This is a genomic window from Cupriavidus sp. P-10, assembly GCF_003402535.2.
Classification (GTDB): domain Bacteria; phylum Pseudomonadota; class Gammaproteobacteria; order Burkholderiales; family Burkholderiaceae; genus Cupriavidus.
Genome location: NZ_AP025171.1, coordinates 1,052,330 through 1,075,952, shown reverse-complemented (window position 1 = coordinate 1,075,952; position 23,623 = coordinate 1,052,330). Strand labels below are relative to the sequence as shown.

The 23,623-nt window shown below is 68.1% G+C and carries 19 protein-coding genes; 8 read left to right on the top strand and 11 right to left on the bottom strand.

Annotation, left to right across the window (positions count from 1 at the left end; translation table 11 throughout):
• Positions 1 to 40: 40 nt before the first annotated feature.
• From CTP10_RS21970 to CTP10_RS21945, 6 genes are all read right to left on the bottom strand, one after another.
• Entirely contained in the window at positions 41 to 478 is a 438-nt protein-coding gene (locus CTP10_RS21970) for a polymer-forming cytoskeletal protein (protein WP_116321186.1), read from the bottom strand.
• 73 nt (positions 479 to 551) lie between these two features.
• The gene (locus CTP10_RS21965) at positions 552 to 1,118 is read right to left on the bottom strand and encodes an SRPBCC family protein (RefSeq protein ID WP_116321187.1); all 567 of its coding nucleotides are present in this window, start codon (positions 1,116 to 1,118) and stop codon (positions 552 to 554) included.
• Positions 1,119 to 1,271: 153 nt separating this feature from the next.
• Complete coding sequence (locus CTP10_RS21960) at positions 1,272 to 2,783, bottom strand: efflux transporter outer membrane subunit (RefSeq protein WP_116321188.1); 1,512 nt, start codon at positions 2,781 to 2,783, stop codon at positions 1,272 to 1,274.
• A gap of 91 nt (positions 2,784 to 2,874) precedes the next feature.
• Positions 2,875 to 6,060: an efflux RND transporter permease subunit gene (locus tag CTP10_RS21955; protein ID WP_116321189.1), complete on the bottom strand. Its 3,186-nt coding sequence runs from the start codon at positions 6,058 to 6,060 to the stop codon at positions 2,875 to 2,877.
• 119 nt (positions 6,061 to 6,179) lie between these two features.
• Positions 6,180 to 7,424: an efflux RND transporter periplasmic adaptor subunit gene (locus CTP10_RS21950; protein WP_116321190.1), complete on the bottom strand. Its 1,245-nt coding sequence runs from the start codon at positions 7,422 to 7,424 to the stop codon at positions 6,180 to 6,182.
• A 182-nt stretch (positions 7,425 to 7,606) separates the two neighbouring features.
• Positions 7,607 to 8,557, bottom strand: a complete 951-nt coding sequence (locus CTP10_RS21945) for an alpha/beta hydrolase (RefSeq protein ID WP_116321191.1) — start codon at positions 8,555 to 8,557, stop codon at positions 7,607 to 7,609.
• Between the two features lie 400 nt (positions 8,558 to 8,957).
• Here CTP10_RS21945 and CTP10_RS21940 point away from each other — a divergent pair, with 400 nt between their 5' ends.
• The 3 genes from CTP10_RS21940 (at position 8,958) to CTP10_RS21930 (ending at position 12,450) form a co-directional block, all read left to right on the top strand.
• Positions 8,958 to 9,893, top strand: coding sequence for a LysR family transcriptional regulator (locus tag CTP10_RS21940; RefSeq protein WP_116321192.1), 936 nt, complete (start codon positions 8,958 to 8,960; stop codon positions 9,891 to 9,893).
• Positions 9,894 to 10,045: 152 nt separating this feature from the next.
• On the top strand, positions 10,046 to 10,642 hold the full coding sequence (locus CTP10_RS21935; RefSeq protein ID WP_116321193.1) for a superoxide dismutase family protein: 597 nt from the start codon (positions 10,046 to 10,048) through the stop codon (positions 10,640 to 10,642).
• Positions 10,643 to 10,869: 227 nt separating this feature from the next.
• Entirely contained in the window at positions 10,870 to 12,450 is a 1,581-nt protein-coding gene (locus CTP10_RS21930; RefSeq protein ID WP_116321227.1) for a phospholipase D family protein, read from the top strand.
• A 9-nt stretch (positions 12,451 to 12,459) separates the two neighbouring features.
• On the opposite strand, the gene CTP10_RS21925 is transcribed toward CTP10_RS21930, so the two are convergent.
• Both CTP10_RS21925 and CTP10_RS21920 read right to left on the bottom strand, forming a co-directional pair.
• A complete protein-coding gene (locus CTP10_RS21925) occupies positions 12,460 to 12,723 on the bottom strand; it encodes a hypothetical protein (RefSeq protein ID WP_116321194.1) in 264 nt (87 codons plus the stop codon).
• Between the two features lie 174 nt (positions 12,724 to 12,897).
• On the bottom strand, positions 12,898 to 14,157 hold the full coding sequence (locus CTP10_RS21920; protein ID WP_116321195.1) for a M20/M25/M40 family metallo-hydrolase: 1,260 nt from the start codon (positions 14,155 to 14,157) through the stop codon (positions 12,898 to 12,900).
• Between the two features lie 222 nt (positions 14,158 to 14,379).
• On the opposite strand from CTP10_RS21920, the gene CTP10_RS21915 reads away from it, so the two are divergent.
• On the top strand, positions 14,380 to 15,480 hold the full coding sequence (locus CTP10_RS21915) for a GlxA family transcriptional regulator (protein WP_116321196.1): 1,101 nt from the start codon (positions 14,380 to 14,382) through the stop codon (positions 15,478 to 15,480).
• Here the strand turns inward: CTP10_RS21915 and CTP10_RS21910 are convergent, their stop codons facing one another.
• Positions 15,481 to 16,212 (bottom strand): BON domain-containing protein, encoded by a 732-nt coding sequence (locus tag CTP10_RS21910; RefSeq protein ID WP_116321197.1) that lies wholly within the window; start codon positions 16,210 to 16,212, stop codon positions 15,481 to 15,483.
• 148 nt (positions 16,213 to 16,360) lie between these two features.
• On the bottom strand, positions 16,361 to 18,019 hold the full coding sequence (locus CTP10_RS21905; protein ID WP_116321198.1) for an AMP-binding protein: 1,659 nt from the start codon (positions 18,017 to 18,019) through the stop codon (positions 16,361 to 16,363).
• A gap of 241 nt (positions 18,020 to 18,260) precedes the next feature.
• On the opposite strand from CTP10_RS21905, the gene CTP10_RS21900 reads away from it, so the two are divergent.
• From CTP10_RS21900 to CTP10_RS21885, 4 genes are all read left to right on the top strand, one after another.
• Positions 18,261 to 18,935, top strand: coding sequence for an SOS response-associated peptidase (locus CTP10_RS21900; protein ID WP_116321199.1), 675 nt, complete (start codon positions 18,261 to 18,263; stop codon positions 18,933 to 18,935).
• 123 nt (positions 18,936 to 19,058) lie between these two features.
• Entirely contained in the window at positions 19,059 to 19,277 is a 219-nt protein-coding gene (locus CTP10_RS21895; RefSeq protein WP_116321200.1) for a hypothetical protein, read from the top strand.
• 223 nt (positions 19,278 to 19,500) lie between these two features.
• Positions 19,501 to 20,586: a calcium:proton antiporter gene (locus CTP10_RS21890; RefSeq protein ID WP_116321201.1), complete on the top strand. Its 1,086-nt coding sequence runs from the start codon at positions 19,501 to 19,503 to the stop codon at positions 20,584 to 20,586.
• Positions 20,587 to 20,727: 141 nt separating this feature from the next.
• Entirely contained in the window at positions 20,728 to 21,249 is a 522-nt protein-coding gene (locus CTP10_RS21885; protein ID WP_116321202.1) for a DsbA family protein, read from the top strand.
• A 9-nt stretch (positions 21,250 to 21,258) separates the two neighbouring features.
• Here the strand turns inward: CTP10_RS21885 and CTP10_RS21880 are convergent, their stop codons facing one another.
• Entirely contained in the window at positions 21,259 to 23,463 is a 2,205-nt protein-coding gene (locus CTP10_RS21880; RefSeq protein WP_116321203.1) for a TonB-dependent siderophore receptor, read from the bottom strand.
• Positions 23,464 to 23,623 lie beyond the last annotated feature (160 nt).

Genomic DNA, 23,623 nt, shown 5'->3' with positions numbered 1-23,623 from the left:
TATTGTGCAACAGGGAAACGCCGCGCAGCCGGGCTCGGCTTCAGCGGCCGTAGTCGCGCTCGCGCATCGGTCCGTCGGCATCGATGCCGCCGCTGGCGGCAAGCGGGCCATCGACGGTCAGCGGCCCGGCAACGGTCAGGTCGCCCTTGACCACCATGTCGCCATGCACCGTCAACGGTCCATTGAATACCTTCAGGTAGCCGCCGCGATATGGCACGGCGCGGGCGCTGACCGGGCCGGTGAAATACGCCGCGGTCAACGGACCGCTGGCAAAGACATGGCCGGCGACGGTGAGCGTGCCATGGACCCGAACCGGCCCCTGCACTTGCGCCGATCCGCCGATCGTGATCGAGCCCGACTCATGTGGCTGGGCGCGCGATGGCCCGGCGCCGAACTGCAACGCCAGCGCCAGCGTGGCGCCCAATGCCAGCCGCCACATCCATGCTGCGGGATCGAGGCCAAGGGTATGGGGCGTCATGGTGATGGCAAACCTCCTGCAGCCGCACTGGCGGCTGTTTCCAACTTAGTGCCGATCGACCCGCCGTGCAAGGCTATGGCGCCTGCGGTGCTTCCAGCCTCGCCTTCAGGCGCCTGAGCGCCTCGCCGGACTCTGACTGCAGGCGCGAGCGCAGCATCAGGCGATTGATCAGCGCAAAGAGCAGCGTGGGCGACTGGTAGCTGAATTCCCGTTCGAAACGCGTGCTTTCCGCCGACGGTGTCAGCGACGGCGTCATGGCCGGCGTAAGCTTGTAGGTGATGGTGCCGGCCCGGCGCCCGCCCGGCACGTCGCCGGCGATCGCCCAGAGGCGCGGCCGCTGGCTGATGGTGACGGTCCAGATGACCACGGCGCTGCGCTCGCCTGCCACGAAGCTCTCGGCCACGCGCTCGCCAGGTCCCAGCGGATGGTCCGTCGCCCCTGCCACCGCGCCCGAGGCGGGATACCACGCCGGCCAGTGCTGCGGCGTGGCAATGTAGTCGAACACCTCGGCCGGCGTCCGGGCGATCACTACTTCGTCATGGATGCTGGTGCGGTCCGCCCACGGCAATGGCACCAGCAGCAGCGCCACCGTAAGCGCGGCAAAGATCAATCCCCAGACCGGTTTCCTGAAGCGAAGCATGACGACGCAACCCAGGCACCCGCAAATCTGCCCCGGGGGCGCCCGGGATGCGTGGCGCGATGCTTCCAGTGTAGTGATTCCGGGGCATCGCGCCAGCATCGCCGCGCTGATGGCGCGCGGTTGCAGCGCGTCATGGCGCGGCGCTGCAGCGCGTCATTGCGCGGGCACCGTGGCCGTCGCAGGCTGCGTGGCCGCCACCGTCTCCGGCAACGGACCCCAGCCGCCACCCAGCCGGCGGATCAGCGATACCGTTGCGGCAGCGCGCAAGCCGGCCACGGCATTGGCCTCGCGCTGCGATTGCAGCACGGTGCGGTCGGCGTCGATCACAGTAAGGTAGTCAACCGCGCCGGCATCGTAGCGACTGCGCGAGATCCGCGCCGCGCGGCGCGCGCCGCCCAGCGCGCCGTCCAGCGCGCCCGCCTGCTGGCTCAGCCAGCGCACGTCGGCCAGGCTGTCCTCGACTTCGCGGAAGGCCACCAGCACGGTCTGCCGGTACGCGGCCACGCTTTCCTCATGCGCGGCCCGCGCGCCGGCCAGGTTGGAACTGTTGCGGCCACCGTCGAACACCGTCTGCGCGATGGTCGAGCCGATCAGCGGCCCCAGCATCCACGTACGCGACGACCATTTGAACAGGTTCGACAGGTCGGCCGATTCAAAGCCGAACAGCCCGGTCAGCGTGATGCGCGGGAAGAACGCCGCCTTGGCCACGCCGATGCGGGCGTTGGCGGCAGCCATCTGGCGCTCCGCCGCGGCGATGTCGGGGCGCCGCTCCAGCAGCTCGGACGGCAGCCCGGCCGGGATCGCGATCGGCGTGGCATCGAACGGCCGCGCCGGCAGCGAGAACGCCGCGGGTGGCACGCCGGTCAGCACCGCCAGCGCATGCTCCTGGTTGGCGCGGCGGCGCTCGATGCCGGCCAGGTCGGCGCGCGCGGTGCCGAGCTCGGCCTCGGCGCGGGCCGGATCCAGGTCGGTAGTCTCGCCGGCGTCGTAGCGCTTCTTCAGCAGCTTCAGCGCGTCTTCACGCAGCCGGATGGTCGCGTTCAGCAGGTCGCGTTCGCTGTCCAGCGTGCGCAGCGCGAAATACGCCTGCGCCACGTCGGCCTGCAACGCGAGCTGCACCGAGCGGTACAGGTCCTCGGCGGCTTCGCCTTCGGCGCGCGCGGCATTGACGCTGGACGCCACGCGGCCGAACAGGTCCAGCTCATAGCTGGCGAAGGCGCGTGCCTTCAGCACGGTCTGCGGCGAGACCCGCGTGCCGTCGGGCAGGCCTTGCGATGCGGCCGAGGGCTGCGAGCGGGTCGGATCGAGGCCCACGCTGAGCTGCGGGTAGAGATCCGCCTCGGTCGCGCCGGTGAAGGCGCGCGCCTGCTTCAGACGGGCCGCGGCGATGGCGAGATCCTGGTTGGATTCGCCGGAGGCAACCATTAACCGGTCCAGTTCGCCGTCGCCGAAGATCTTCCACCATTCGCCGCGATGCTGGCCTTCGGCGGGCGTCGCGGTCTTCCATTGCGCGCCTTCGGCCTGCGCGGCCTCGGCTTCCTTGTAGGCCGGCACCGTGGCGGTCTCCGGCACCTTGTAGGTCGGGGCCAGCGAGCAGCCGGCCAGGATCAGCGCGGCGGCCAGCGTAGCGATTCGGGGGAACTGCCTTGTCATCTGGGCAATCATTTGTGCATTCCTTGACTGTTCTGTGCTTCGGCGGAATCAATGCCGCCGAGGTAGCTCCCCTCTCCCAGAGGGCGAGGGGAGCAAACATGCGTTATTCAGCCGATGCCACAGCCTCGTGTCCGACTTGCGCCGTCTGCGCGCGGCGCTGGCCCCGGGTGGCCAGCAAGCGCAGCGCCACGTAGAACACCGGCGTCAGGAACAGCCCGAAGAACGTCACGCCGAGCATGCCCGCGAACACCGCCACGCCCATCGCATGGCGCATCTCCGAGCCGGCACCGCTGGACAACACCAGCGGCACCACGCCCATGATGAACGCGAACGACGTCATCAGGATCGGGCGCAGGCGCAGGCGGCTGGCTTCGATCGCGGCCTGCACCACCGTGCGGCCGTGATGTTCAAGCTCGCGCGCAAACTCCACGATCAGGATCGCGTTCTTCGCGGATAGCCCCACCAGCACGATGAAACCGATCTGCGTGAAGATGTTGTTGTCGCCTTGCGTCAGCCACACCCCGGTCATCGCCGCCAGCAGGCTCATCGGCACGATCAGGATCACCGCCAGCGGCAGCGTCAGGCTTTCATACTGCGCAGCCAGCACCAGGAACACCAGCAGCACGCACAGCGGGAAGATCCACACCCCCGCGTTGCCGGCCAGGATGTCCTGGTACGTCAGCTCGGTCCATTCGAAGCCGATGCCCTTGGGCAGCGTTTCGGCGGCAATGCGCTCGGCGGCCGCCTGTGCCTGGCCCGACGAGATCCCTGGCGCCGGCCCACCGTTCATGTCCGCGGCCGTGAAGGCGTTGTAGCGGATCACGCTGTCCGGACCAAAGCTCTGCTTGACCTTTACCAGCGACGACAGCGGCACCATTTCCCCGCTGGCGCTGCGCGCCTTCAGCTGCAGGATGTCCTCGGCATGCTGGCGGAACTGGGCGTCGGCCTGCACCTTGACCTGGTACGTACGACCGAACTTGTTGAAGTCGTTCACGTACGACGAGCCCAGATAGGTCTGCAGCGTCTCGAACACATCGGTCACCGGCACGCCCAGCTGCTTGGCCTTGGTGCGGTCGAGCTGCACGTCCAGCTGCGGCACGTTCACCTGGTAGTTGCTGAAGATGCCGGCGAGCTCCGGCGTGGCGCGCGCCTTGGTCATGAATGCGTTGGTGGCGTCGAACAGCGCGTCATAGCCCAGCGCGGCGCGATCCTCGATCATCATCTTGAACCCGCCGATCGTACCCAGGCCCTGCACCGGCGGGGGCGGGAACACGGCGATGAAGGCATCCTGGATCGAGCCATACTGCTTGTTCAGGTCCGCGGCAATCGCATTGCCGGACAGCTCATCGCTCTTGCGCTTGTCGAACGGATCGAGCGTGACGAACACGATGCCGGCGCTCGGGCTGTTGGTGAAGCCGTTGATCGACAGGCCCGGGAAGGCCACGGCGGACTCCACGCCCGGATGCTTGAGTGCGATCTCCGACATACGGCGGATCACGTCCTCGGTGCGGTCCAGCGTGGCGCCATCAGGCAGCTTGGCAAAGCTCACCAGATACTGCTTGTCCTGCGCCGGCACGAAACCCTTGGGCACCAGCTGGAACACGCCCCACGTGGCCACCAGCATCACGGCGTAGACGCCGAACACCGAGCCCTTGCGGCGGATCACACCCTTCACGCCACGGCCATAGCTATCCGAGCTGCGGCCGAAGAAGCGGTTGAAGCGCACGAAGAACTTGCCAAATACACGGTCCATGCCACGCGTCAGCCAGTCCTTGGGCGCATCGTGGCGCTTGAGCAGCAACGCGGACAGGGCCGGCGACAGCGTCAGCGAGTTGAAGGCCGAGATGATGGTCGAGATCGAGATCGTCAGCGCGAACTGCTTGTAGAACTGGCCGGTCAGGCCCGTCATGAAGGCCAGCGGCACGAACACGGCGATCAGCGTCAGCGCGATGGCGATGATGGGGCCGCTCACTTCGCGCATGGCCTTGTACGTGGCCTCCTTCGGGGACAGCCCTTCCTCGATGTTCCGCTCGACGTTTTCCACCACCACGATCGCATCGTCCACCACGATACCGATCGCCAGCACCAGGCCGAACAGGCTCAGCGCGTTGATCGAGAAGCCGAATGCATACATCAGGCCGAATGTACCGACGATCGACACCGGCACCGCCAGCAGCGGGATGATCGATGCGCGCCACGTCTGCAGGAACAGGATCACCACCAGCACCACCAGCGCTATGGCTTCGAACAGCGTGTGGACCACGGCCTCGATGCTGTGGCGCACGAACTGCGTCGGGTCATAGACGATGCTGTAGTCCACGCCTTCCGGCATGTTCTGCTTCAGCTCGGCCATGGTCTTGCGCACGTCATCCGAGATCTGGATGGCGTTCGAACCCGGCGACTGGAAGATCGGCAGCGCCACGGCGGACTTGTTGTCCAGCAGCGAGCGCAGTGCGTACTCCGACGCGCCCAGTTCGATGCGGGCGATATCCTTCAGGTACGTGACCACGCCGTCGGGCGAGGTCTTGACGATGATGTCGCCAAACTCCTCCACGGTCTGCAGACGGCCCTGCGCATTCACCGACAGCTGCAGGTCGGTGCCCGGCAGCGACGGCGACTGGCCGATCACACCGGCCGCCACCTGCACGTTCTGCTCGCGGATCGCGCGCACCACGTCGGACGCGGCCAGGCCGCGCTCGGCGATCTTCTCCGGGTTCACCCAGACGCGCATCGAGTAGTCACCCGAGCCGAACATCTGCACCTGGCCCACGCCCTGGATCCGCGCGAGGCGGTCCTTCACGTTGATCAGCGCGTAGTTGCGCAGGTACGTCATGTCATAGCGGTCGTTCGGCGAGACCAGGTGCACCACCATGGTCAGGTCCGGCGAGCTCTTGACGGTGGTGATGCCCAGCCGGCGCACGTCCTCGGGCAGGCGCGGCTCGGCCTGCGAGACGCGGTTCTGCACCAGCTGCTGGGCCTTGTCCGGGTCGGTACCCAGCTTGAAGGTCACGGTCAGCGTCAGCGTGCCGTCGCTGTTAGCCTGCGAGTTCATGTAGAGCATGTCCTCGACGCCGTTGATCTGTTCCTCAAGCGGCGTGGCCACCGTCTCGGCGATCACCTTCGGGTTGGCGCCGGGGAACTGGGCCCGTACCACCACCGAAGGCGGCACCACTTCCGGGTACTCCGAGATCGGCAACTTGAACATCGAGATGGCGCCAATCAGGAAGATCAGCACCGACAGCACCCCCGCGAAGATGGGGCGGTCGATAAAGAATTTAGAGAGATTCATCTTGGTCTCTGCCTGCGTTGGCCTGCGTTGGCGTAGCGCGTCCCCTGGCGGCCCGCCGTGGCGGGCGCCATCCACAAATGAAGGGGAGCGCCAGGGGTTTTCTGCTGTCGGTAGGCGGATCAGCTCACCGGTTTGCCTTCGTTGCCGTCGCCCTTGCCGCTGGCGGCCTGCTTGCGGTCAGGCGCTGCCTGGCGCGGCTCCAGCTCGCTGCGGTAGGCCATCGCCACCGTCTTGGGCTGCACCGTGTCGCCGGGGCGCACGCGCTGCAGCCCGTTGACGACGATGCTCTCGCCCGGCTTCAGCCCCTTGCGGATCACGCGCAGGCCCTCGTAGTTGGGCCCGAGCTCGACTTCGCGGTAGACCAGCTTGCTGGTCTTGTCGACCACCAGCACGAACTTCTTGCCCTGGTCGGTGCCGACAGCGCGGTCGTTGACCAGCACCGCCGCATGCGGCGCGCCGCCGCCCATCTTGACCTTGGCGTACAGGCCCGGCAGCAGGCGGCCGTCGTCGTTGTCGAACACGGCGCGCACGCGGATGGTGCCGCTGCGCGTATCGAGCCGGTTGTCGACCGACTGGATCTTGCCCTGGTGCGGATGGCCGTCTTCGTTGGCCAGGCCGAGGTAGACCGGCAGGTTGGCCTGCCCGCCGCCGGCGCCGGGAGCGGTGTAGCGCAGGTAGCTCTGCTCGTCGATCTCAAAGCTCGCGTAGATCGGCGACACCGACACTACCGTGGTCAGCGGCGGCGTCGCCACGCCCGGCGCCACCAGGTTGCCCACCGTGATTTCGGCGCGCGATACGCGGCCAGACACCGGCGCGGTGATGCGGGTGTAGGCCAGGTTCAGGCGCGCGGTTTCCAGCTGCGCTTGCGCGGCGCGCACGTTGGCGCTGGTTTCGCGCGCGGCGTGGATGCGCTCGTCGAACTCGCGCCGCGAGATGGCGTTGTCGTCCAGCAACCGCTGTGCGCGTTCGCCTTCGCTCTTGGCGTGCGCGGCGCGAACCTGCGCGGCGGCCAGCGCGGCCTCGGCGCGTGCCACTTCCGCTGCGTAGGGGCGCGGGTCGATGGTGAAGAGCGGATCGCCCTTCTTCACCAGCGCGCCCTCGCGGAAATGGACGGCATCGATGGTGCCACCCACGCGCGGCCGGATCTCCACGCGGTCGACCGCCTCCAGGCGCCCGGAAAACTCATCCCACTCGGTGATGGTCTGGCCCACCGCGGCGGCCACTTCGATCGACGGGGCCGGCGGCGGGGTGTTGGCATGGGCCTCGCCGCTGTGCCACGGGCGCAGGACCGAGCCGGCCACGCCGGCACCGAGCACCACGACGATGGCAAGGGCAATCAGGGTACGTCGCTTCTGCTGCTGCATTTCTCAAACTCCTGTTCGGGTTTTCTTCAACCGGAAAAGCAAATGGCCGAACGCCGCCTGCCGGTCCGCGGGGGCGGACCGGAATCTGGTCAGATTGGATAGTCGGACTTAGGGCCGCCCATGCAAACCGGCGGACCTGGCTCTGGCCGATACAGAGCCGGCTGGCGATTGGCTGGAGCGGCTCAGCCGGCGGGCTTGGCTCCAGGCCGGCTGGCGCTTGCGCCAGCCTGGCGTTCGGTCAGGGGTGAGGTATCGTCGGCCGCAGCCAGACATCGCTGCAGGAACCGCGCACCTTCGTTGACCCATGCCTGACACGCGTCATGGGCCTCTTCCACGCCGTCGCCACAGGCGCCGGGCATGATCATGGCCTGGGCCGGCACACCGGCCTTGCCCAGCCGCTGCGCGAAGGCTTCGCCTTCGGCACGTAGCGCATCCTGTTCCGCGACCTGGACCAGCGTGGGCGGCAGCCCGGCCAGGCGCGAAGCCATGGCCGGCGCGGCATAGGGATGCACGCTGTCCGCCGGCGTCGGCAAGTAATCGCGATAGTTGCAGGCCATGCGCCGCAACGTTTCCATCAGCACCTGGCCGCTGCCGAAGCCCGCGCACGACGCGTGCTGCAGGCATGGGTCGGTCACCGGCCGGATCAGCCACTGGCCGCGTGGCTGCGCGGTGCCGCGGTCGCGCAGCATCTGCGCCAGCGCGATCGCCAGGTTGCCGCCGGCTTCCTCGCCCACCAGCGCGAAGCGGGTCTTGTCCAGCTTCAGGCGCCGGGCATTGCGCAGCACCCACTGCACCGTGCTGTGCGCGTCTTCGGGCGCCGCCGGGAAGGGGTTTTCGGGCGCCAGCGAATAGGCCGGCGTCACCACCACGGCCGGCACCGCGCGGGCCAGGTCCTGCACCAGCTTGCGCGCCCGCTCCACGCCGCCATCGACAAAGCCGCCGGCATGCAGGTACACCAGCCAGGGCAACCACGTGGCCGCCTCGGCGCCCGGCGCGGGATAGCCCGGCGGGTAGCACACGCACACCGCGATCTCGCGGCCGTCGCTCGTTACCGTGTGCTCGGCCACGCGCGGCTCGCCCTGGCCGGTGGCGGCGAAAGCGGCATTCTGGCGTTGGCCTGGCTTGTTTGGCATGGCGTCTGGCGCACGGGGAAAACAATGCGCTTGAGTGTTGCGATGCAACGGATTATGGTGATTGACGAGGATGGGATAAAGCGAGAGATTGCCAATGCACTGTTCCCGGATTGGAATAATCGGGCGCAGTGCAACGGAAGCACGGGACCGAAACCCCACGCGTGACAAGGTCATCGGAAATGTGATTCACTCCGGTTCTCGGCACGCATGGCGATCCGCAACCTTGCTTTTCATTCATTGCGGGCGCTGCACGCCCTGACAAACCCACGCCGGACCAGCGCCCCCGCGCACCCCGGCGCCAGCCAGCCGGCAGCACTTCCCCAATCACAACAACAAACCACGCCGTGCGCGTCACGAGCGCGCGCGGTACGCCGTTCGGATCTATCGTCGGAACCTCATCATGGACCGTCTCGTATCAATGCAGGCATTCACACGGGTCGTGGACGTCGGCAGCTTTGCGCGCGCCGCCGAATCGCTGGACCTGCCCAAGGCCACGCTGACCCGCCTGATCCAGAACCTAGAGACGCACCTCGGCGTCAAGCTGCTGCACCGGACCACGCGCCGCATCAGCGTGACCAACGACGGCGCGGCCTATTACGAACGCTGCGTGCGCATCCTCGCGGACGTGGAAGAAGCCGAACAGTCGCTGACGCGGCAGAACAATTCGCCGCGCGGCACATTGTCGGTCGACACCACCGCGCCGCTGGCCAACATGGTCCTGGTGCCTGCCCTGAATGACTTCCTGCAGGCCTACCCCGACCTGAAGCTCGAGCTGACCATCAACGGCAAGCCCATCGACCTGCTGCAGGAAGGCGTCGACGTGGTGTTGCGCGTGGGGATTCCGCTGGACGAATCGATGGTGGCCCGCCGCATCGGCCACGTAAAGCTGGCGTTCTACGCCTCGCCGATCTACCTGAACCGCGCCGGCACGCCGAGCGACCTTGCCGAGCTGGCGCAGCACAAGGCGGTGAACTACCTGTCCAACCGCACCGGGCGCGAGATGCCGTGGCCGATGGCGCGCGGCACGGAGCGCGGCGAGGTACTGCTGCCCTCGGCGATCTCGACCAACGACCCCGAAGTCTATGTGGGCTGCACACTCGAAGGCCACGGCATCGCCCGCATCTCGCGCGCCATGGCCGAGCCTTACGTGGCCAGCGGCCGGCTGGTCGAGATCATGGCCGACTGGCAGACCGACGAGCTGCCGATCTCGGCGATGTATCCGCAGAACCGGCACCTGTCGGCCAAGGTGCGGGTGTTCGTCAACTGGGCGGCGGACCAGTTCTCGCGCCACCCGCATTTTGGTGCGGCACAGCAGCGCCTCGCGGTAGCGGCCTGACTTCCCTCCTGGCGCGACCGGCAAGTGCAGGCAGCAAGTGCAGCAAGCGCAGGCGCATCCGGAACGTGCCTAGTAGGACAAAACCGGAAGCCGCAAGCGCGTTGGCCGACCTATACTGTTTCATCCGAAATCACGACCAGAAGAGGATTCCGATGAAACAAGTGCTTACCCCCCTGGCTGCCTGCGTTGCCGCAACGGTGTTCCTGGCCGGCTGCGGCGGCTCCGGCATGAGCTCCTCGGCCTCGTCCAGCGCCAGCGGTGCTACCGCTGCCACCGCGGCCTCGGCCAGCACGAGCGGGGCCCGTGCCACCGCGCAGCTGCAGCCCAAGAGCGGCACCAACACCGGCGGCACCGTGACTTTCCAGCAGCAGCAGGGCGGAGTCTTGATGACCGCCTCGATCACCGGCCTGCCGCCTAATACCGTCCATGGCTTCCACGTCCATGAAAAGGGCGACTGCTCGGCGCCCGACGCGATGAGCGCGGGCGGCCATTTCAACCCGGGCGGCAAGCCGCACGGCCAGATGACCTCGGGTGAGCACCATGCCGGCGACATGAACAACGTTACCGCCGACGCCAACGGCAACGTGCGCGTCGGCATGCTGCTGCCGGCGCTGTCGGTCGGCACCGGCGCCAACAGCGTGATCGGGCGCGCGGTGGTCGTGCACAAGGATCCGGACGACTACAAGACGCAGCCGACGGGCAATGCGGGCGGGCGCATTGCTTGCGGGGTGGTGGCGGCGGCTTCCTAAGTCGCAAGCGTTTCGGATCCTGCTGGTGTTGTCCCTCTCCCGCTCGCGGGAGAGGGACGCAAGCCCTGTGCAGCGGCAAACCTCGCCGCTCTTCAATCCCCCTAGAAATTCGCATTCACCCGCTGCGTCATTCGCAGGCAGCTGATGCCGTCATGCACGCCGGCATGGCAACATGGCGTACATTGACGCAACGCGCGGACCGCCAGCGGGACGCGCCGACCACCGCCATGCCATTGCCCACAGACGCCGCGTTCGTGCCCCACCGCCGCCAGCACGCCAGTTCGCTGCTGCTGTGCTGCGCCACCCTGATGGGCGGCTGTGCGCTGCCGCCGCTGGACCACCGCACCGAATCCACCGCCATCACGCCCGCCGAGGCAGCGGCCACGCCGCTGGGCCGCGCGGTAGCCGCCGCGCTGGCCGGCCATCCCGGACTCAGCGGCATCCACCCGCTGAACAACGCCCACGCCGCCTTCGCCGCGCGCATACACCTGGCGCGCACGGCGCAGCGCACGCTCGACGTGCAGTACTACATCTGGCGTAACGACCTGACCGGCACCCTGCTGCTAGAGGCGCTGCACGAGGCCGCCGACCGCGGCGTACGCGTGCGCCTGCTGCTCGATGACAACGGCCTTTCGGGCATGGACGAGCTGCTGGCGGCCATGGACGCGCATCCGCAGGTCGAAGTGCGGATCTTCAACCCGTTCGTGCTGCGCCAGCCCAAGGCGCTCAATTTCCTGACCGATTTCCGGCGCCTGAACCGGCGCATGCACAACAAGTCGTTTACCGCCGATGGCGTCGCCACGATCATCGGCGGACGCAACGTCGGCGACGAGTACTTCGGCGCTACCGACGGCGTGCTGTTCGCCGACCTCGACGTGATTGCGATCGGCCCCGCCGCCGCAGACGTGGCGCACGATTTCGACCGCTACTGGACCAGCGCCTCGGCCTACCCGGTGGACCGGCTGGTGCCACCGGTCAGCGTGGAGCGCCTGCACGAGCTGGCCGGCAGCGCCCGCGCGGTCGAGCAGAACCCCGCCGCCGGCACCTACGTGGCCGCGCTGCGCGAGGTGCCCGACGTGCAGCACATGCTCAACGGCACGCTGGAGTTCGAGTGGGCAGCGACACGCATCGTCAGCGACGACCCGGTCAAGGCCCTCGGCGAAGCATCGCGCGACACGCTGGTCGCGCACCAGCTGCGCGAGATCCTGGGCGAGCCGCAGCGCGAGCTGGATCTGGTCTCGCCCTACTTCGTCCCGTCCACCGCCGGCACCGCCTACTTCTCGCAGCTGGCCGAAAAGGGCGTTGCCGTGCGCGTGCTGACCAACGCGCTAGAGGCCACCGACGTCGCCGCCGTCCATTCCGGCTATGCCAAGCGCCGCAAGGCGCTGCTGGAGGCCGGCGTGGACCTGTACGAACTGCGGCGGTCGGCGGCACCGGCCAGGAAGGAGGACCGCGCCGCCGGCCCGTTCGGCAGTTCCGGCTCCAGCCTCCATGCCAAGACCTTTGCCGTCGATGCCAGCCGCGTGTTCGTGGGCTCGTTCAATTTCGACCCGCGCTCGGCCAACCTCAATACCGAGCTCGGCTTCGTGATCGACAGCCCGACGCTGGCCGGCCGCATCGAATCGACCTTTGCCACGGTGGTGCCGCAAGCGGCCTACCAGGTCAAGCTCGACGAGCAAGGCAAGCTGTACTGGCTGGAGCGGCGCGGCGACGAGGTTGTGCGCCACGACACCGAGCCCAACACCAGCTGGTGGCGCCGGCTTGGCATCTGGTTCCTGTCGATCCTGCCGATCGAGTCGATGCTCTAGTCCACTGCGTCAGATCTGGTCGATCAGGCTGCGCACGACGTCGGCCAGCCGGCCCGCGCGCTGGCGGCCGTTGGCGTCCAGCTCCATGCCGCAGCCGCTGGCGAGGGCCTTGAGGCCGAACAGGGCATCGCCGACATCGCGCCAGCCCGGGTAATCGGTATGGATCTTTTCCAGCGCGGCGGCGCCTGCCGCCACTTGCGCGGCAGCCGGCACATTGCCGGCCGCCAGGTCTTCCAATGCCGAGGCGGCATCGACCAGGCCTTTGCGGTTCATGCTGCGGTCTCCCCACTATGTCTTTGTCATGGCCGCCATTGGGGCGGCGTTGACACTGTAGCAGGATGCCGGGGCCAGTGGCCTTCACGCGCGCGGGGAGAGGTGTCCGGAGCGTATGCGAAGCGCCGCTTCGGAGCAGCCCGGGTGCCATCCGCGGCACACCGGCACGAGGTCTCAGTTGCGCCCGATATCCTCCAGGATCCGCGTCATCAGGTACAGCCGCGGCACGATCGAATCCAGCTCGATGTACTCGTCGCGCGCGTGGTAGCCGAAGCCCGCGAGGCCGAAGCTCTCCACCACCGCCGGCTTGCCCGAGCGTGCGGCATAGCTGGCGTCGGTGGCACCGCCGGTGCCTTCTGCCAGCGCCAGCGTGCGGCCGTCCAGCTCGGCGTAGATTTCCTGCGCGCGCCTGGCCAGCGCGCGCCCGCGGGCGTCGGCCACGAACGGCGGGCGCCCCTCTTCCATGGTCACCGTGGTCTGGGTATCGGGCACCAGCTGGCCCGACCTGACCTTGTCCTGCAGCGCGACCTTCAGCTTCTCGGCGGCGCCGCTGGCGGTGGTGCGGACGTCGCCGTAGGCCACCGCGCTTTCCGGGATCTGGTTGCGCACGGTGCCGGCCTGCGCCTGGGTCCAGTTCAGCTGCGAGCCAGGCACCTGCGTGGCGACGTCGCGGGTCTGCTGCAGCTGGTAGGCCAGCTCGACCAGCGCATTGCGGCCGCGCTCGGGCGCGGCGCCGGCATGCGAGGCGCGGCCCTTGACCTGCATGGTGGCGGTGGCGGTGCCGGACGCGCCCAGCAGCAGCGACTCGGCCTTGACCACGTCCTTGGCGGCGGTGGGCTCGCAGGACAGCACCACGTCATGCTGCGCGGCCAGCGCGGCAATGGTCTCGCCGGAGCCGACCGAGCCCACTTCCTCGTCCGGGTTGAACAGCACGGTGATCTGCGCGTAGTCGCTCCAGCCCTTGTTCTTCAGGATCTCCAGCGAATGCAGGATGACCGCGATGCCGCCCTTGTCGTCGGCAATGCCGGGGCCGTAGAGCCGGTTGCCTTCCTCGCGGATCGGCTGGGTCGCCAGCGTGTTTTCCGGATAGACCGTGTCCATGTGGGCGATCAGCATGATGCGGCGCTTGCCGTTGCCGATAAACGTGCCCTTGACCATGGTGCCCGGTCCCCTGGCGACCGGCACGCGCTCCACCTTGGCGCCCAGCGCCTGCAGCCGCTTCTCGGTGTAGCTGGCCATCTGGGCCAGGCCCTGCGCGTTGGCGCTGCCGGATTCGATCGACACCATCTCCTTGAGCGACTGCACCACCGCCGGCTGGGCGGTGCGGGCGGCGGCCAGCAGCGCGGCATCGGGCTGGGCGGCAGCGGCCAGCTGGCCGGCGCCGGCAAGTGACAGGGCGGCGGCGACAGCAACTTGTCGAACGGAAAACGGCATGGAATCTCCTCGGTCTGGATTTGTTGGGATCTTGTTGGGATCTTGTTGGGATCTTGTTGGCGTCTTGTTGGGGCCATGCCGTGCGGCAACGCCGGCGTCCACGGCACAACGGCACGATGCTAGCCCTTGCCAGCGGGCATGGGGAGGATCAATATCGCCAATCACAATGCCGATCCCGCCACGACTGGGCGGGGGTCGGACCATGCCCGAACTGTCCCTGATATGCGCGCCCCCATTAATCCGCTGGTTTCCGACATCCTCACCGCGCCCGCAAGTCCATTACATGTCCGCCTGCTCTGGCTGCCCCATGCGATGCCCGGCACCCTCTTCACCACGCTCGACGTGCTGCGCACCGTCGCCGGCGTGGCCAGCCTGCAGCGCCCGGATGCCGCGCCGACGCTGAGCTGGCAACTGTGCGGCGCCAACGGGCGCATGCTGTCGACGGACCTGCCGGGCCTGGAAGCGTCCACGCGCCGCATCCGCGCGACGGGCAGCCGCTCGCTGCTGGTGATCCCGGCACTGCTGGCCAGCAATGCGCACCAGCTCGGCGATATCGTCCGCCGCGATACCGCCGCGCTGCGCATGGTCGAGCGCCATGTGGCCGCGGGCGGGTGGCTCGCCGCCTGCTCGTCGGGGATGGTGTTGCCGCTGCAGCTCGGCCTGCTGGACCAGGCCCGTACCGGGGCGCCGTGGATGTACCAGAGCTGGATGACGCACCAGTTCCCGCACGCCGACCTGGCCGGCGACCAGGCCATGAGCGTGCACGGGCAAGTGTTCTCTTGCGTGGCCCCCGCGCTGCAGGTGGAATTCATGCTGCGCGTGCTGGGGCATCTGCACGACCCCGACCTGGCTCAGGCTGCCGCGCAGCTGATGCTATACCAGCCCGAACGCCAGCGCAGCGTGCCGGCGCTGGTCTCGCAGCGCTGGCTCAGCCGCACGGCGGACAGCCCGGTGTACCGGGCCATCCAGTGGCTGCAGGAACATGTGGCCGAGCCCTACCAGCTGGCCGCGGTGGCGCAGGCTGCTGCGGTCAGCGAGCGGACCCTGCTGCGGCATTTCCGGCAGGTTACCGGCATGACGCCGCTGGATTACCTGCACACACTGCGCGTGGAGCGCGCGCGCATGCTGCTGGAAGTGACGCTGCACGGCACGCAGGCCATCGCCGAAGCCTGCGGCTACAGCGACGCGGCCGCGTTCCGGCGGCTGTTCCAGCGCATCACGGGAATGTCGATGTCGGACTATCGCGCCCGCTTTGCGCTGCGGGCGCGGCGGCGTTACTGGCGCATGGAGGATGCGGCGGCCCGGCGCGGCATGCCGGGCTAATCAGGCGCGCAGCGAGATGCGGTTGACCACGTCCTCCACGCCCTGCACGTACCACGCGTCGCGCTCGACCTGCCGGCGCGTGTTCTCGCTGGCGACGCAGCCTTCCAGCGTGACGACGCGGTTCTCGGTATGCACGCTGACCTGGCCGGCGTCGACGAAGGGATCGGTCTCCAGCACCAGCATCAGCGCCTCGGTGATCTCATCGTCGCGGTCGGCTTCGGCGGGCGCCACCACCAGTTCGTTGACCACGCAGCGGCAGCCGCCCGACCACCAGGCCAGCACGCCGGCCAGGCGCATGTGCGACAGGCTGATCACCTGGCCCCACAGCGTCACCACGCCGTCGTGCGCCTCGACCTCGATCCAGCCGCTGCGTTCGCCCACGGCCTCGCGCACGGTCTCGTGCTGGCCCTTGACGCGTGCGCAGATCCTGCAGTTGCGGAAATCGATGGCATTGAGCAGGCGCTCGCATACCGCGTCGCGCAGTTCGCCGTCGCCGACTGGCACGCCACCGTTTGTCACGCGCAGGTGGTCGATCACGCTGGTCACGCCGTCCACGCGCCTCAGCGCGGTGGCCGCGCGGGTCTTGTCGACGATATCGGCTACCTCGCCTTCCAGGATCAGCGCGCCGTCCGACAGCCGCAACTGGATGGTGGGATGGAGTACATGCCCCTGATAAGGCACATGCGCCAAGGCTGCGCGCGCCTGCGTCAGCACCGCTTCGCTAGTCTGCATTTTGATCGCCTCGCCCGAATGGTCTGGAGATGAAAAGACGTGCGCCCGGCCTGCGGGCGCGCCTGGCGCGGCGCCGCGGCCTCCATCACCGCCGGGGGCCCTGGCATCCGCTTCCTCATTATAGGAAGCATGCCAGGGGCGTTCGGACTCAGGCCGAGGCCGATTCGCGGGCGCGCGCCACCTCCTGGTTGCGCAGGATGAAACGCTGGACCTTGCCGCTGGGGGTCTTGGGCAGTTCGGCGACGAATTCGATCTCGCGCGGGTAGGAGTGGGCAGCCAGGCGCTTGCGCACATGCTGGCGCAGTGCCTCGGCCAGTTCGGGCGTGGCCGGGTATTGCCGGTCGAGCACGACGAAGGCCTTGATCAGTTCGGTGCGCTCGGGGTCAGGCTTGCCGATCACCGCGGCCTCGACCACGGCGGGGTGCTCGATCAGCGCGCTTTCCACGTCGAACGGCCCGACGCGGTAGCCCGAAGTGGTGATGACATCGTCGGCGCGGCCGATAAAGCTGATGCTGCCGTCGTCGTTGAGTTCGGCGGAATCGCCGGTCAGGTAATAGTGGCCCGCGAACGCGCTGGTGGGCGTGCCATGGTAGCCGCCGAACCAGCACATCGGCGAGCGCTCCAGGTCCAGCGCCAGCGTGCCGGGCTGTCCGGCGGGCAGTTCGCGCTGCTCGTCATCGACCACGACCACGCGGTGCCCCGGGCTGGCAAAGCCCGCAGCACCCATGCGCACCGCGTGCGACAGCGCGTGGTGGTTGCACAGCACCATGCCGAGTTCGGTCTGCCCATAGTGGTCGTGGATGGCCGCATCCAGCTCGCTGGCGAACCAGCGGATCACTTCGGGGTTGAGCGGCTCACCGGCGCTGCTGACGGCGCGCAACTGCCCGCGCAACTGCTCCGACACGGCCTGCCCGGCGGCGATCAGCAGCCGGTAGGCGGTGGGCGAGCCGGCCAGGTTGGTGATGCCGTACTTGCGGATGACGCGGCAGGTGCTTTCCACGGTGAACGGGCCGTCGTAGAAGGTGGTGGCATGCCCCAGCGACAGCGGCCCCGTCACCGCGTAGTAGAGGCCGTAGGCCCAGCCCGGGTCAGCCAGGTTCCAGAACGCGTCTTCGTCGCGCAGGTCGACGGCGTCGCGCATGTAGCCGGCGAACGCGGCGATGGCCTTGAGCGGCACCAGCAGCGGCTTGGCCGGCCCGGTGGTGCCCGAGGTGAACATCATCAGGAAGGGATCGTCGCCGCGGCGCATGACCGGCTCGAACGTGGCGGGCTGGCGCGCCAGCTCGGCCCAGAAGCTGAAATCGCCGGTGGCTGCGTCGCCAGGCGCTTCGCTGGTGCCGGCCACGGTGACGACGGGCGGCGCGCCCTCCACATCATCCAGCTTGGGACGGTTGACAGTATCCGTGACCACCACTTTCGCGCCCGAGCTGTTGAGCCGGTGCTCGATGGCCTTGGGACCGAACGCCGTGAACAGCGGCTGGTACACGGCGCCGGCGCGCCAGGTGCCCAGGATGGTCACGAGCAGCTCGGCCGTGCGCGGCAGCAGCCCGGCAACGCGATCGCCCGGCTGCACGCCCTGCGCTTTCAGGAAGCCGGCAAACTGCGCCGACAGCGCCTGCAGCTCGGCAAACGTCCAGCTGCGCGCGTTGCCGTCGCGGCCCTCCCAGAACAGCGCGATGCGCCCGGGCCCGGCATGACGGTCGCAGCATTCGACACAGGCGTTGATCGCATCGAGGCTGCCGTGCAGTTGCCGGGCCACCGTCTCGTCATAGGAAAAGCCGTCGTAGGCCTGGGCGTAGTCGCGCATGGTGTCTCCTGTATGTCCGGCAGCCTGCCGCGGACGCCGCCCGCGTCATGGTGCCTGTTATCGTCTGTAATGGTCGCAGGAGTGTGCGCCTGTGCCGGGGCGGCGGGCAATAACCGAATCCGCCAGCGCGCCTGACTGTTTTTGCCATGCCCGGACATCACGCGCGGTGCGCTTGACGCCATGCGGCCCGGCGCCGACGATACGCAGAACACGGCGGGCATCACGCCAGGGAGATCAGCGCATGTGCACCAACTACGCCCCGGTCCAGCGCCAGATCCTGCGCGACATCTTCGGCGTGGAGCCGCCGCCGGGCATCTTCAAGGCCGAAACCTATCCCGATTACCTGGCGCCGATCGTGCGCGCCACCGACGACGGCGTGCGGCATGCCGGGCTGGCGTCGTTCGGCATGGTGCCGCGGCCGCGCATCCCGCCCGGCACACGCCGCTATGACACCACCAACGCGCGCAGCGAGACCGTCGGCGAGCGCCCTGCCTTCGCCCGCTACTGGCGGCAGGGACAGCTTTGCCTGGTTCCGGCCACCGCGTTCTACGAGTACGCCTATCCCGAAGACGCGATGCCGGGCGGCCCGCCCGGCAAGCCGGTGCGCTGGCGCATCTGGCTGCCCGGCGAGCCCGCCTTCGGCATCGCCGGCCTGTGGCGTGGCTGGCCCGACGAAGCGCTGTCCTTCACCATGCTGACGGTGAACTCCGCGCGGCACCCGGTGATGGACCGCTTCCACAAGCCAGGCGACGAAAAACGTTCCGTGGTCATCGTGCCGCGCGAGCAGTGGGACGACTGGCTCGCCTGCCGCGATCCCGAAGTTGCCCGCACCTTCCTGAAGCTGCTTCCCGCAGATGCCCTGCAGGCCGAGCCGGCCCCCAAGATCACCGGCGCACCGATCCCGGACGCGGACTGACCCGCCCGCGAAGCCGGCAGATGGCCGGCAGATTGCCGGCGAGAGCAGCGAGACCGGTGAGACTGGCGAGACTGGCTTAAGCGCGCGTCCTGCCCTCCCTCATGAGGGTGTCAGGCGTTACGAATGCTGCGCATACTGCCGCGCACACCGGCCGCAAGAGCCGACATCCAGGGTCAATTCATCATGCAAAACGTCGTCGCCTTGTGCGCGTATTTTTTCGCGTGCTTCCTCGCCTTGCTGTTTGCTGCGCGCTGGATCCTGCGTAATCATCCGGCGCTGCGCGAGCGGCCGCCCGCCCGGCCGCCGTGCGTTGCCCACGACGACCCACCGGGGCCTGGCTGACCATTCCCGACGCGACATTGCGCCGGCCAATGCCGCAGAATCCGCACCAAATTCCGTCAACATCTATCAACTAGCGGGAACTCATAGCCTTCACGCTTGCCATATCCCTGTCGCCGCAGTCTGTAAAGTGGTGCTGGCGTCATATCTCAAAGCTACAATGCGTGCCCGCATGGCACGCCCGTGCCGCCCGGTACGGCATAACGACAAGAAAGGACACACAGGGATGGCGCTGACTTCCAACAAGCTGCCGCCATGGACCATCGGGGCGCCAGTCGCCGCAGCGGCGACGCTGGGCGTGGCCTGGCTGATGCCGGGGCAGGGCTGGCTGATCGCACTGGTGGCCGTGGCGCTGGCCGGCGCGGTCTTTGCCGCCGTGCACCACGCCGAGGTGGTCGCGCACAAGGTGGGCGAACCGTTCGGCACGCTGGTGCTGGCGATTGCCGTGACCGTAATCGAAGTCGCGCTGATCGTCTCCGTGATGTTGTCGTCCGGGCCGGAGAAAGCGGGCCTGGCGCGTGACACGGTATTTGCCGCGGTCATGCTGATCTGCAACGGCATTGTCGGGCTGTGCCTGTTCGTCGGCGGCCTGCACCACCGCGAGCAGGCGTTCCAGGCGCCCGGCGCCAATGCCGCGATGGCGGTGCTGGCGGCGCTGCTGGTGCTGACAATGGTGCTGCCAAACTACACCAGTTCGTCGCCGGGGCCGGTGCTGACGCCGGCGCAACTGGCGTTCTCGGGCGTGATGTCGCTGGTGCTGTACGGCTCGTTCGTGTTCGTGCAGACCATCCGCCACCGCGATTACTTCCTGGCCGAAGGCAGTTCGGACGAGAGCGTGCACGCGCCGCCACCGCCCGCGCGCGTGGCGCTCACCAGCGGCGTGCTGCTGGTGGCTTGCCTGGTGCTGGTGGTGGGGCTGGCCAAGCTGCTGTCGCCGTCGGTCGAGGCGGCAGTGCTGAAAGCCGGTGCGCCGGCCGCGGTGGTCGGGATCGTGATTGCCGCCATGGTGCTATTGCCCGAGGGGCTGGCGGCGCTGCGCGCGGCGCGCGCCGACCGTATCCAGACCAGCCTGAACCTGGCCCTGGGTTCGGCGCTGGCCAGCATTGGGCTGACCATTCCCACCGTGGCCGCCGTCTTTATCTGGATCGGCCAGCCGCTGGAACTGGGGCTGGGCACCAAGGACATGGTGCTGCTGATGCTGACGCTGGTGGTGTCGTCGCTGACGCTGGGCATGGGCCGCACCACCATCCTGCAAGGCGTGGTGCATCTGGTGATCCTGGCGGCCTACCTGTTCCTGTCGATCGTGCCGTAGCCGCCCCGGTCCTTCCGTCCGCAACCGCCGCGCATTCCGGGCAGGTGCCGGGGCCTTTGCCTGGCGCCGGCGGCGACTACACTGGAACCTCCCCCACCGGGAATCCGCGCTTGCTTGCCGCGCACGCACCGGAGAACGCCAATGCTGGAAGTCGCCGTCACCGCCGCCGACCATGCCGTCGGCCCCGATACCGCCAGGGTCACCGTCGTCGAATACGGCGACTTCGAATGCTCCTACTGCCGCATCGCCTACGGAGCCATGAAGATCCTGCTGGAGCACTATGGCCCGCAGGTGCGCTTTGTCTACCGGCACTACCCGATGGCCAGCTGGCACCCGTCCGCCGAGCCGGCGGCCGAATGCGCCGAGGCCGCGGCGGCGCAGGACCGCTTCTGGCAGATGTACCGCATGCTCTACGAGCACCCGCAAGGCCTGAAGCCCGACGCCCTGCGCCAATACGCGGGCATGGCCGGCCTGGATCTTGACCGCTACGACACCGACATGTCGACCCACCGGCACCTGCCACGCATCCGCGCCGACCAGCACGGCGGCACGCGCTGCCGGGTGCGCGGCACGCCGTCGTTCTTCGTCAACGGCACGGTGCAGGACGTGACCTTCGGCATGGAGCGGCTGCAGCGCGCCATCGATACCGCGCTGGCAGCCTAGCCCGCCGCGTCAGAAGCGGTACGTCACGCTGCCGACCACCGTCCGGCGCGCGCCGAAGTAGCAATCGCCACGTGACAGGCAGGTGGTTACGTACTGCTTGTCGAACAGGTTGTTGGCGTTCAGCGCGACGCGCAGCGGGCCGTGATCGTAGGCGATCATGGCGTCGTACAGCGTGACTCCGCCGACGCGGTTCTGGTCGGTGCCGTCATAGCTCGGGCCGACATAGCGCACGCCGCCGCCGGCAACGAAGCCCGGCAGCCCGAACATCTTGAAGCGGTAGTTGGCCCACAGCGACGCCATGTTCGACGGCGTGCTGGCCAGGCGCTTGCCGACCTCGGCGGCACTGCCCTCGATCACGCGCGCATCCAGGTAGGTATAGGTCGCGATCAGGTCCAGGCGGCTGGTCAGCGAAGCCAGTGCCTCGACCTCGATGCCACGCGTGCGGGCCTCGCCCACCTGCACCTGGTCAGGAATGCCGTTGACCACGCCAGCGGTCTTCCGGTTCTTCTCGCGCATGTCGAACGCCGCCACGGTCAGCGAAGCGTTCTTGCCCGGCGGCTGGTACTTGATCCCCGCTTCCCACTGCGAACCGCGCAGCGGCTTGAACGCCTGGTTGGAGCGGTTGAAGCCGGGCAGGCCCTGGAACGACTCGGTGTAGCTGACGTACGGGTTCAGGCCGATGTCCGAGCGGTACATCAGGCCGGCGCGCTTGGTCAGCTCATTGTCTTCGCGGCTGCCCGCAGGCGTGTTGTCCTGTGCTGCGCGCGACCAGTCATAGCGCAGGCCCAGCATCAGCAGCCACTTGTTCCATGACAGCTGGTCCTGCAGGTACACGCCGGTCTGGATCTGCTTGCTGGGGTTCAGGTCGCGTGTGCCCGGCAAGGTGAAATTGCCGTAGACCGGGTTGAACACATTCAGCGGCGCAGCGGTGCCGCCTACGCCGGCGCGGCCCGTGATCTCGGCATGCTGGTAGTCCATCCCGGCCAGCAGCGTATGGTCGACCGGGCCCGTGCGGAAGTTGCCTTGCGCCTGCGTGTCGACCACGAAGGCATTCAGCGTCGGCTGGTTCAGGTAGACCGTGCGGCGCATCAGCGTGCTGCTGCCGGGCACCCAGCCGTGCGTCGCGCCGGTGAAGCCGGCCGCATAGATGCTGCGGTAGTCCACGGTGCTGTGCGAGTAGCGCAGGTTCTGGCGGACCGTGAGCGCATCGTTGACCTTGTGCTGGAACTCATAGCCCACCGAAGTCTGCTCGGCGTTGTAGCGGTCGTAGCCCGGCTCGCTGATGAACAGGTGGTCGGGAATCTGCCCGCCCGGGTTCGGATAGAGCGTGCCGCGCCACGGGAAGAAGCCGACCGAGGTCCCGCTTTCGTCGCGCTGGAAATTGGTCAGCAGCGTGAACGAGGTATCGGCATTGGGACGGTATGTCAGCGACGGCGCGATCAGGTAGCGGTTGTCGGGCACGTAGTCCACCTGCGTGTCGCTGTCGCGCGCCAGCGCCACCAGCCGGTACATCCACTTGCCCTCGGCATCGAGCGGGCCGGTCAGGTCGGCCTGCACCTGCTTGCGGTTGTAGTTGCCGAACTGCACGCCAACCTCGCGCGCAGCCTCGGCCTGCGGACGCTTGCTGACCAGGTTCAGGATGCCGCCGACGGCGCCCTGCCCGAACAGCATCGACGACGGGCCGCGCAGCACATCGATGCGCTCCAGCGCGTAGACGTCGGCACGCACGTTGTTGTAGAAGCCGACCTGGTTGAGCAGGCCGTCGCGGTACTGCGTGAAGTCCGTGCCGCGGAACTTGCCCCAGTCGCCGCGCGCGTCATTGCCATACGGCCCGGCATAGACTCCGGCGGTATAGCCGATGGCCTGCTGGACCGACTGCGCACCCTGCGCTTCCATCCGGTCGCGCGTGATCACCGTGATCGACTGCGGCGTCTCCATCACCGGCGTATCGGTCTTGGTCGCGGTGGCGCTGCGCTTGGCAACGAAGCCGTGCACCGGCCCGGTTGCGGTTTCATCCGCGCCGGACGCACGCACCGTCACGGCCGGCAGTTCGGCTGCCGCGCCGGAGGCAGGCTGGGGCGTGGCTGCCGGCTGGGCAAACACACCCCCGGTGTGCAGGCTCAGGGCCAGGGTGGTCAGCGAAAGGCCGCGGGGAGGCGTCAGCCGGGAGCGGGCAAAGCGCGGCTTGGCCCGGGAGATCGGTTGAAAGGACATCACTCAGGAACGGAAATGTAGCGTGCCGTGCACCAGGAACGGTGACGGATCGCCAGTGGAAATTTCTGATTACGAATGCGAACAATTCGCAATTACATTTGTATTGTAGCCTGAATGTGTCAGAGGCGATACATTTTCGCGGAATTGATTGAGAGCACTA

Excerpts from the sequence above, each read along its gene's own strand:
- CTP10_RS21940 (WP_116321192.1), top strand. The coding sequence starts at position 8,958 with ATGGACCGTCTCGTATCAATGCAGGCATTCACACGGGTCGTGGACGTC.
- CTP10_RS21925 (WP_116321194.1), bottom strand. The coding sequence starts at position 12,723 with ATGAACCGCAAAGGCCTGGTCGATGCCGCCTCGGCATTGGAAGACCTG.
- CTP10_RS21900 (WP_116321199.1), top strand. The coding sequence starts at position 18,261 with ATGTGCACCAACTACGCCCCGGTCCAGCGCCAGATCCTGCGCGACATC.
- CTP10_RS21960 (WP_116321188.1), bottom strand. The coding sequence starts at position 2,783 with ATGATTGCCCAGATGACAAGGCAGTTCCCCCGAATCGCTACGCTGGCC.
- CTP10_RS21920 (WP_116321195.1), bottom strand. The coding sequence starts at position 14,157 with ATGCCGTTTTCCGTTCGACAAGTTGCTGTCGCCGCCGCCCTGTCACTT.
- CTP10_RS21965 (WP_116321187.1), bottom strand. The coding sequence starts at position 1,118 with ATGCTTCGCTTCAGGAAACCGGTCTGGGGATTGATCTTTGCCGCGCTT.
- CTP10_RS21915 (WP_116321196.1), top strand. The coding sequence starts at position 14,380 with ATGCGCGCCCCCATTAATCCGCTGGTTTCCGACATCCTCACCGCGCCC.
- CTP10_RS21945 (WP_116321191.1), bottom strand. The coding sequence starts at position 8,557 with ATGCCAAACAAGCCAGGCCAACGCCAGAATGCCGCTTTCGCCGCCACC.
- CTP10_RS21895 (WP_116321200.1), top strand. The coding sequence starts at position 19,059 with ATGCTGCGCATACTGCCGCGCACACCGGCCGCAAGAGCCGACATCCAG.
- CTP10_RS21930 (WP_116321227.1), top strand. The coding sequence starts at position 10,870 with ATGCCATTGCCCACAGACGCCGCGTTCGTGCCCCACCGCCGCCAGCAC.
- CTP10_RS21950 (WP_116321190.1), bottom strand. The coding sequence starts at position 7,424 with ATGCAGCAGCAGAAGCGACGTACCCTGATTGCCCTTGCCATCGTCGTG.
- CTP10_RS21885 (WP_116321202.1), top strand. The coding sequence starts at position 20,728 with ATGCTGGAAGTCGCCGTCACCGCCGCCGACCATGCCGTCGGCCCCGAT.
- CTP10_RS21905 (WP_116321198.1), bottom strand. The coding sequence starts at position 18,019 with ATGCGCGACTACGCCCAGGCCTACGACGGCTTTTCCTATGACGAGACG.
- CTP10_RS21970 (WP_116321186.1), bottom strand. The coding sequence starts at position 478 with ATGACGCCCCATACCCTTGGCCTCGATCCCGCAGCATGGATGTGGCGG.
- CTP10_RS21880 (WP_116321203.1), bottom strand. The coding sequence starts at position 23,463 with ATGTCCTTTCAACCGATCTCCCGGGCCAAGCCGCGCTTTGCCCGCTCC.
- CTP10_RS21955 (WP_116321189.1), bottom strand. The coding sequence starts at position 6,060 with ATGAATCTCTCTAAATTCTTTATCGACCGCCCCATCTTCGCGGGGGTG.
- CTP10_RS21935 (WP_116321193.1), top strand. The coding sequence starts at position 10,046 with ATGAAACAAGTGCTTACCCCCCTGGCTGCCTGCGTTGCCGCAACGGTG.
- CTP10_RS21910 (WP_116321197.1), bottom strand. The coding sequence starts at position 16,212 with ATGCAGACTAGCGAAGCGGTGCTGACGCAGGCGCGCGCAGCCTTGGCG.
- CTP10_RS21890 (WP_116321201.1), top strand. The coding sequence starts at position 19,501 with ATGGCGCTGACTTCCAACAAGCTGCCGCCATGGACCATCGGGGCGCCA.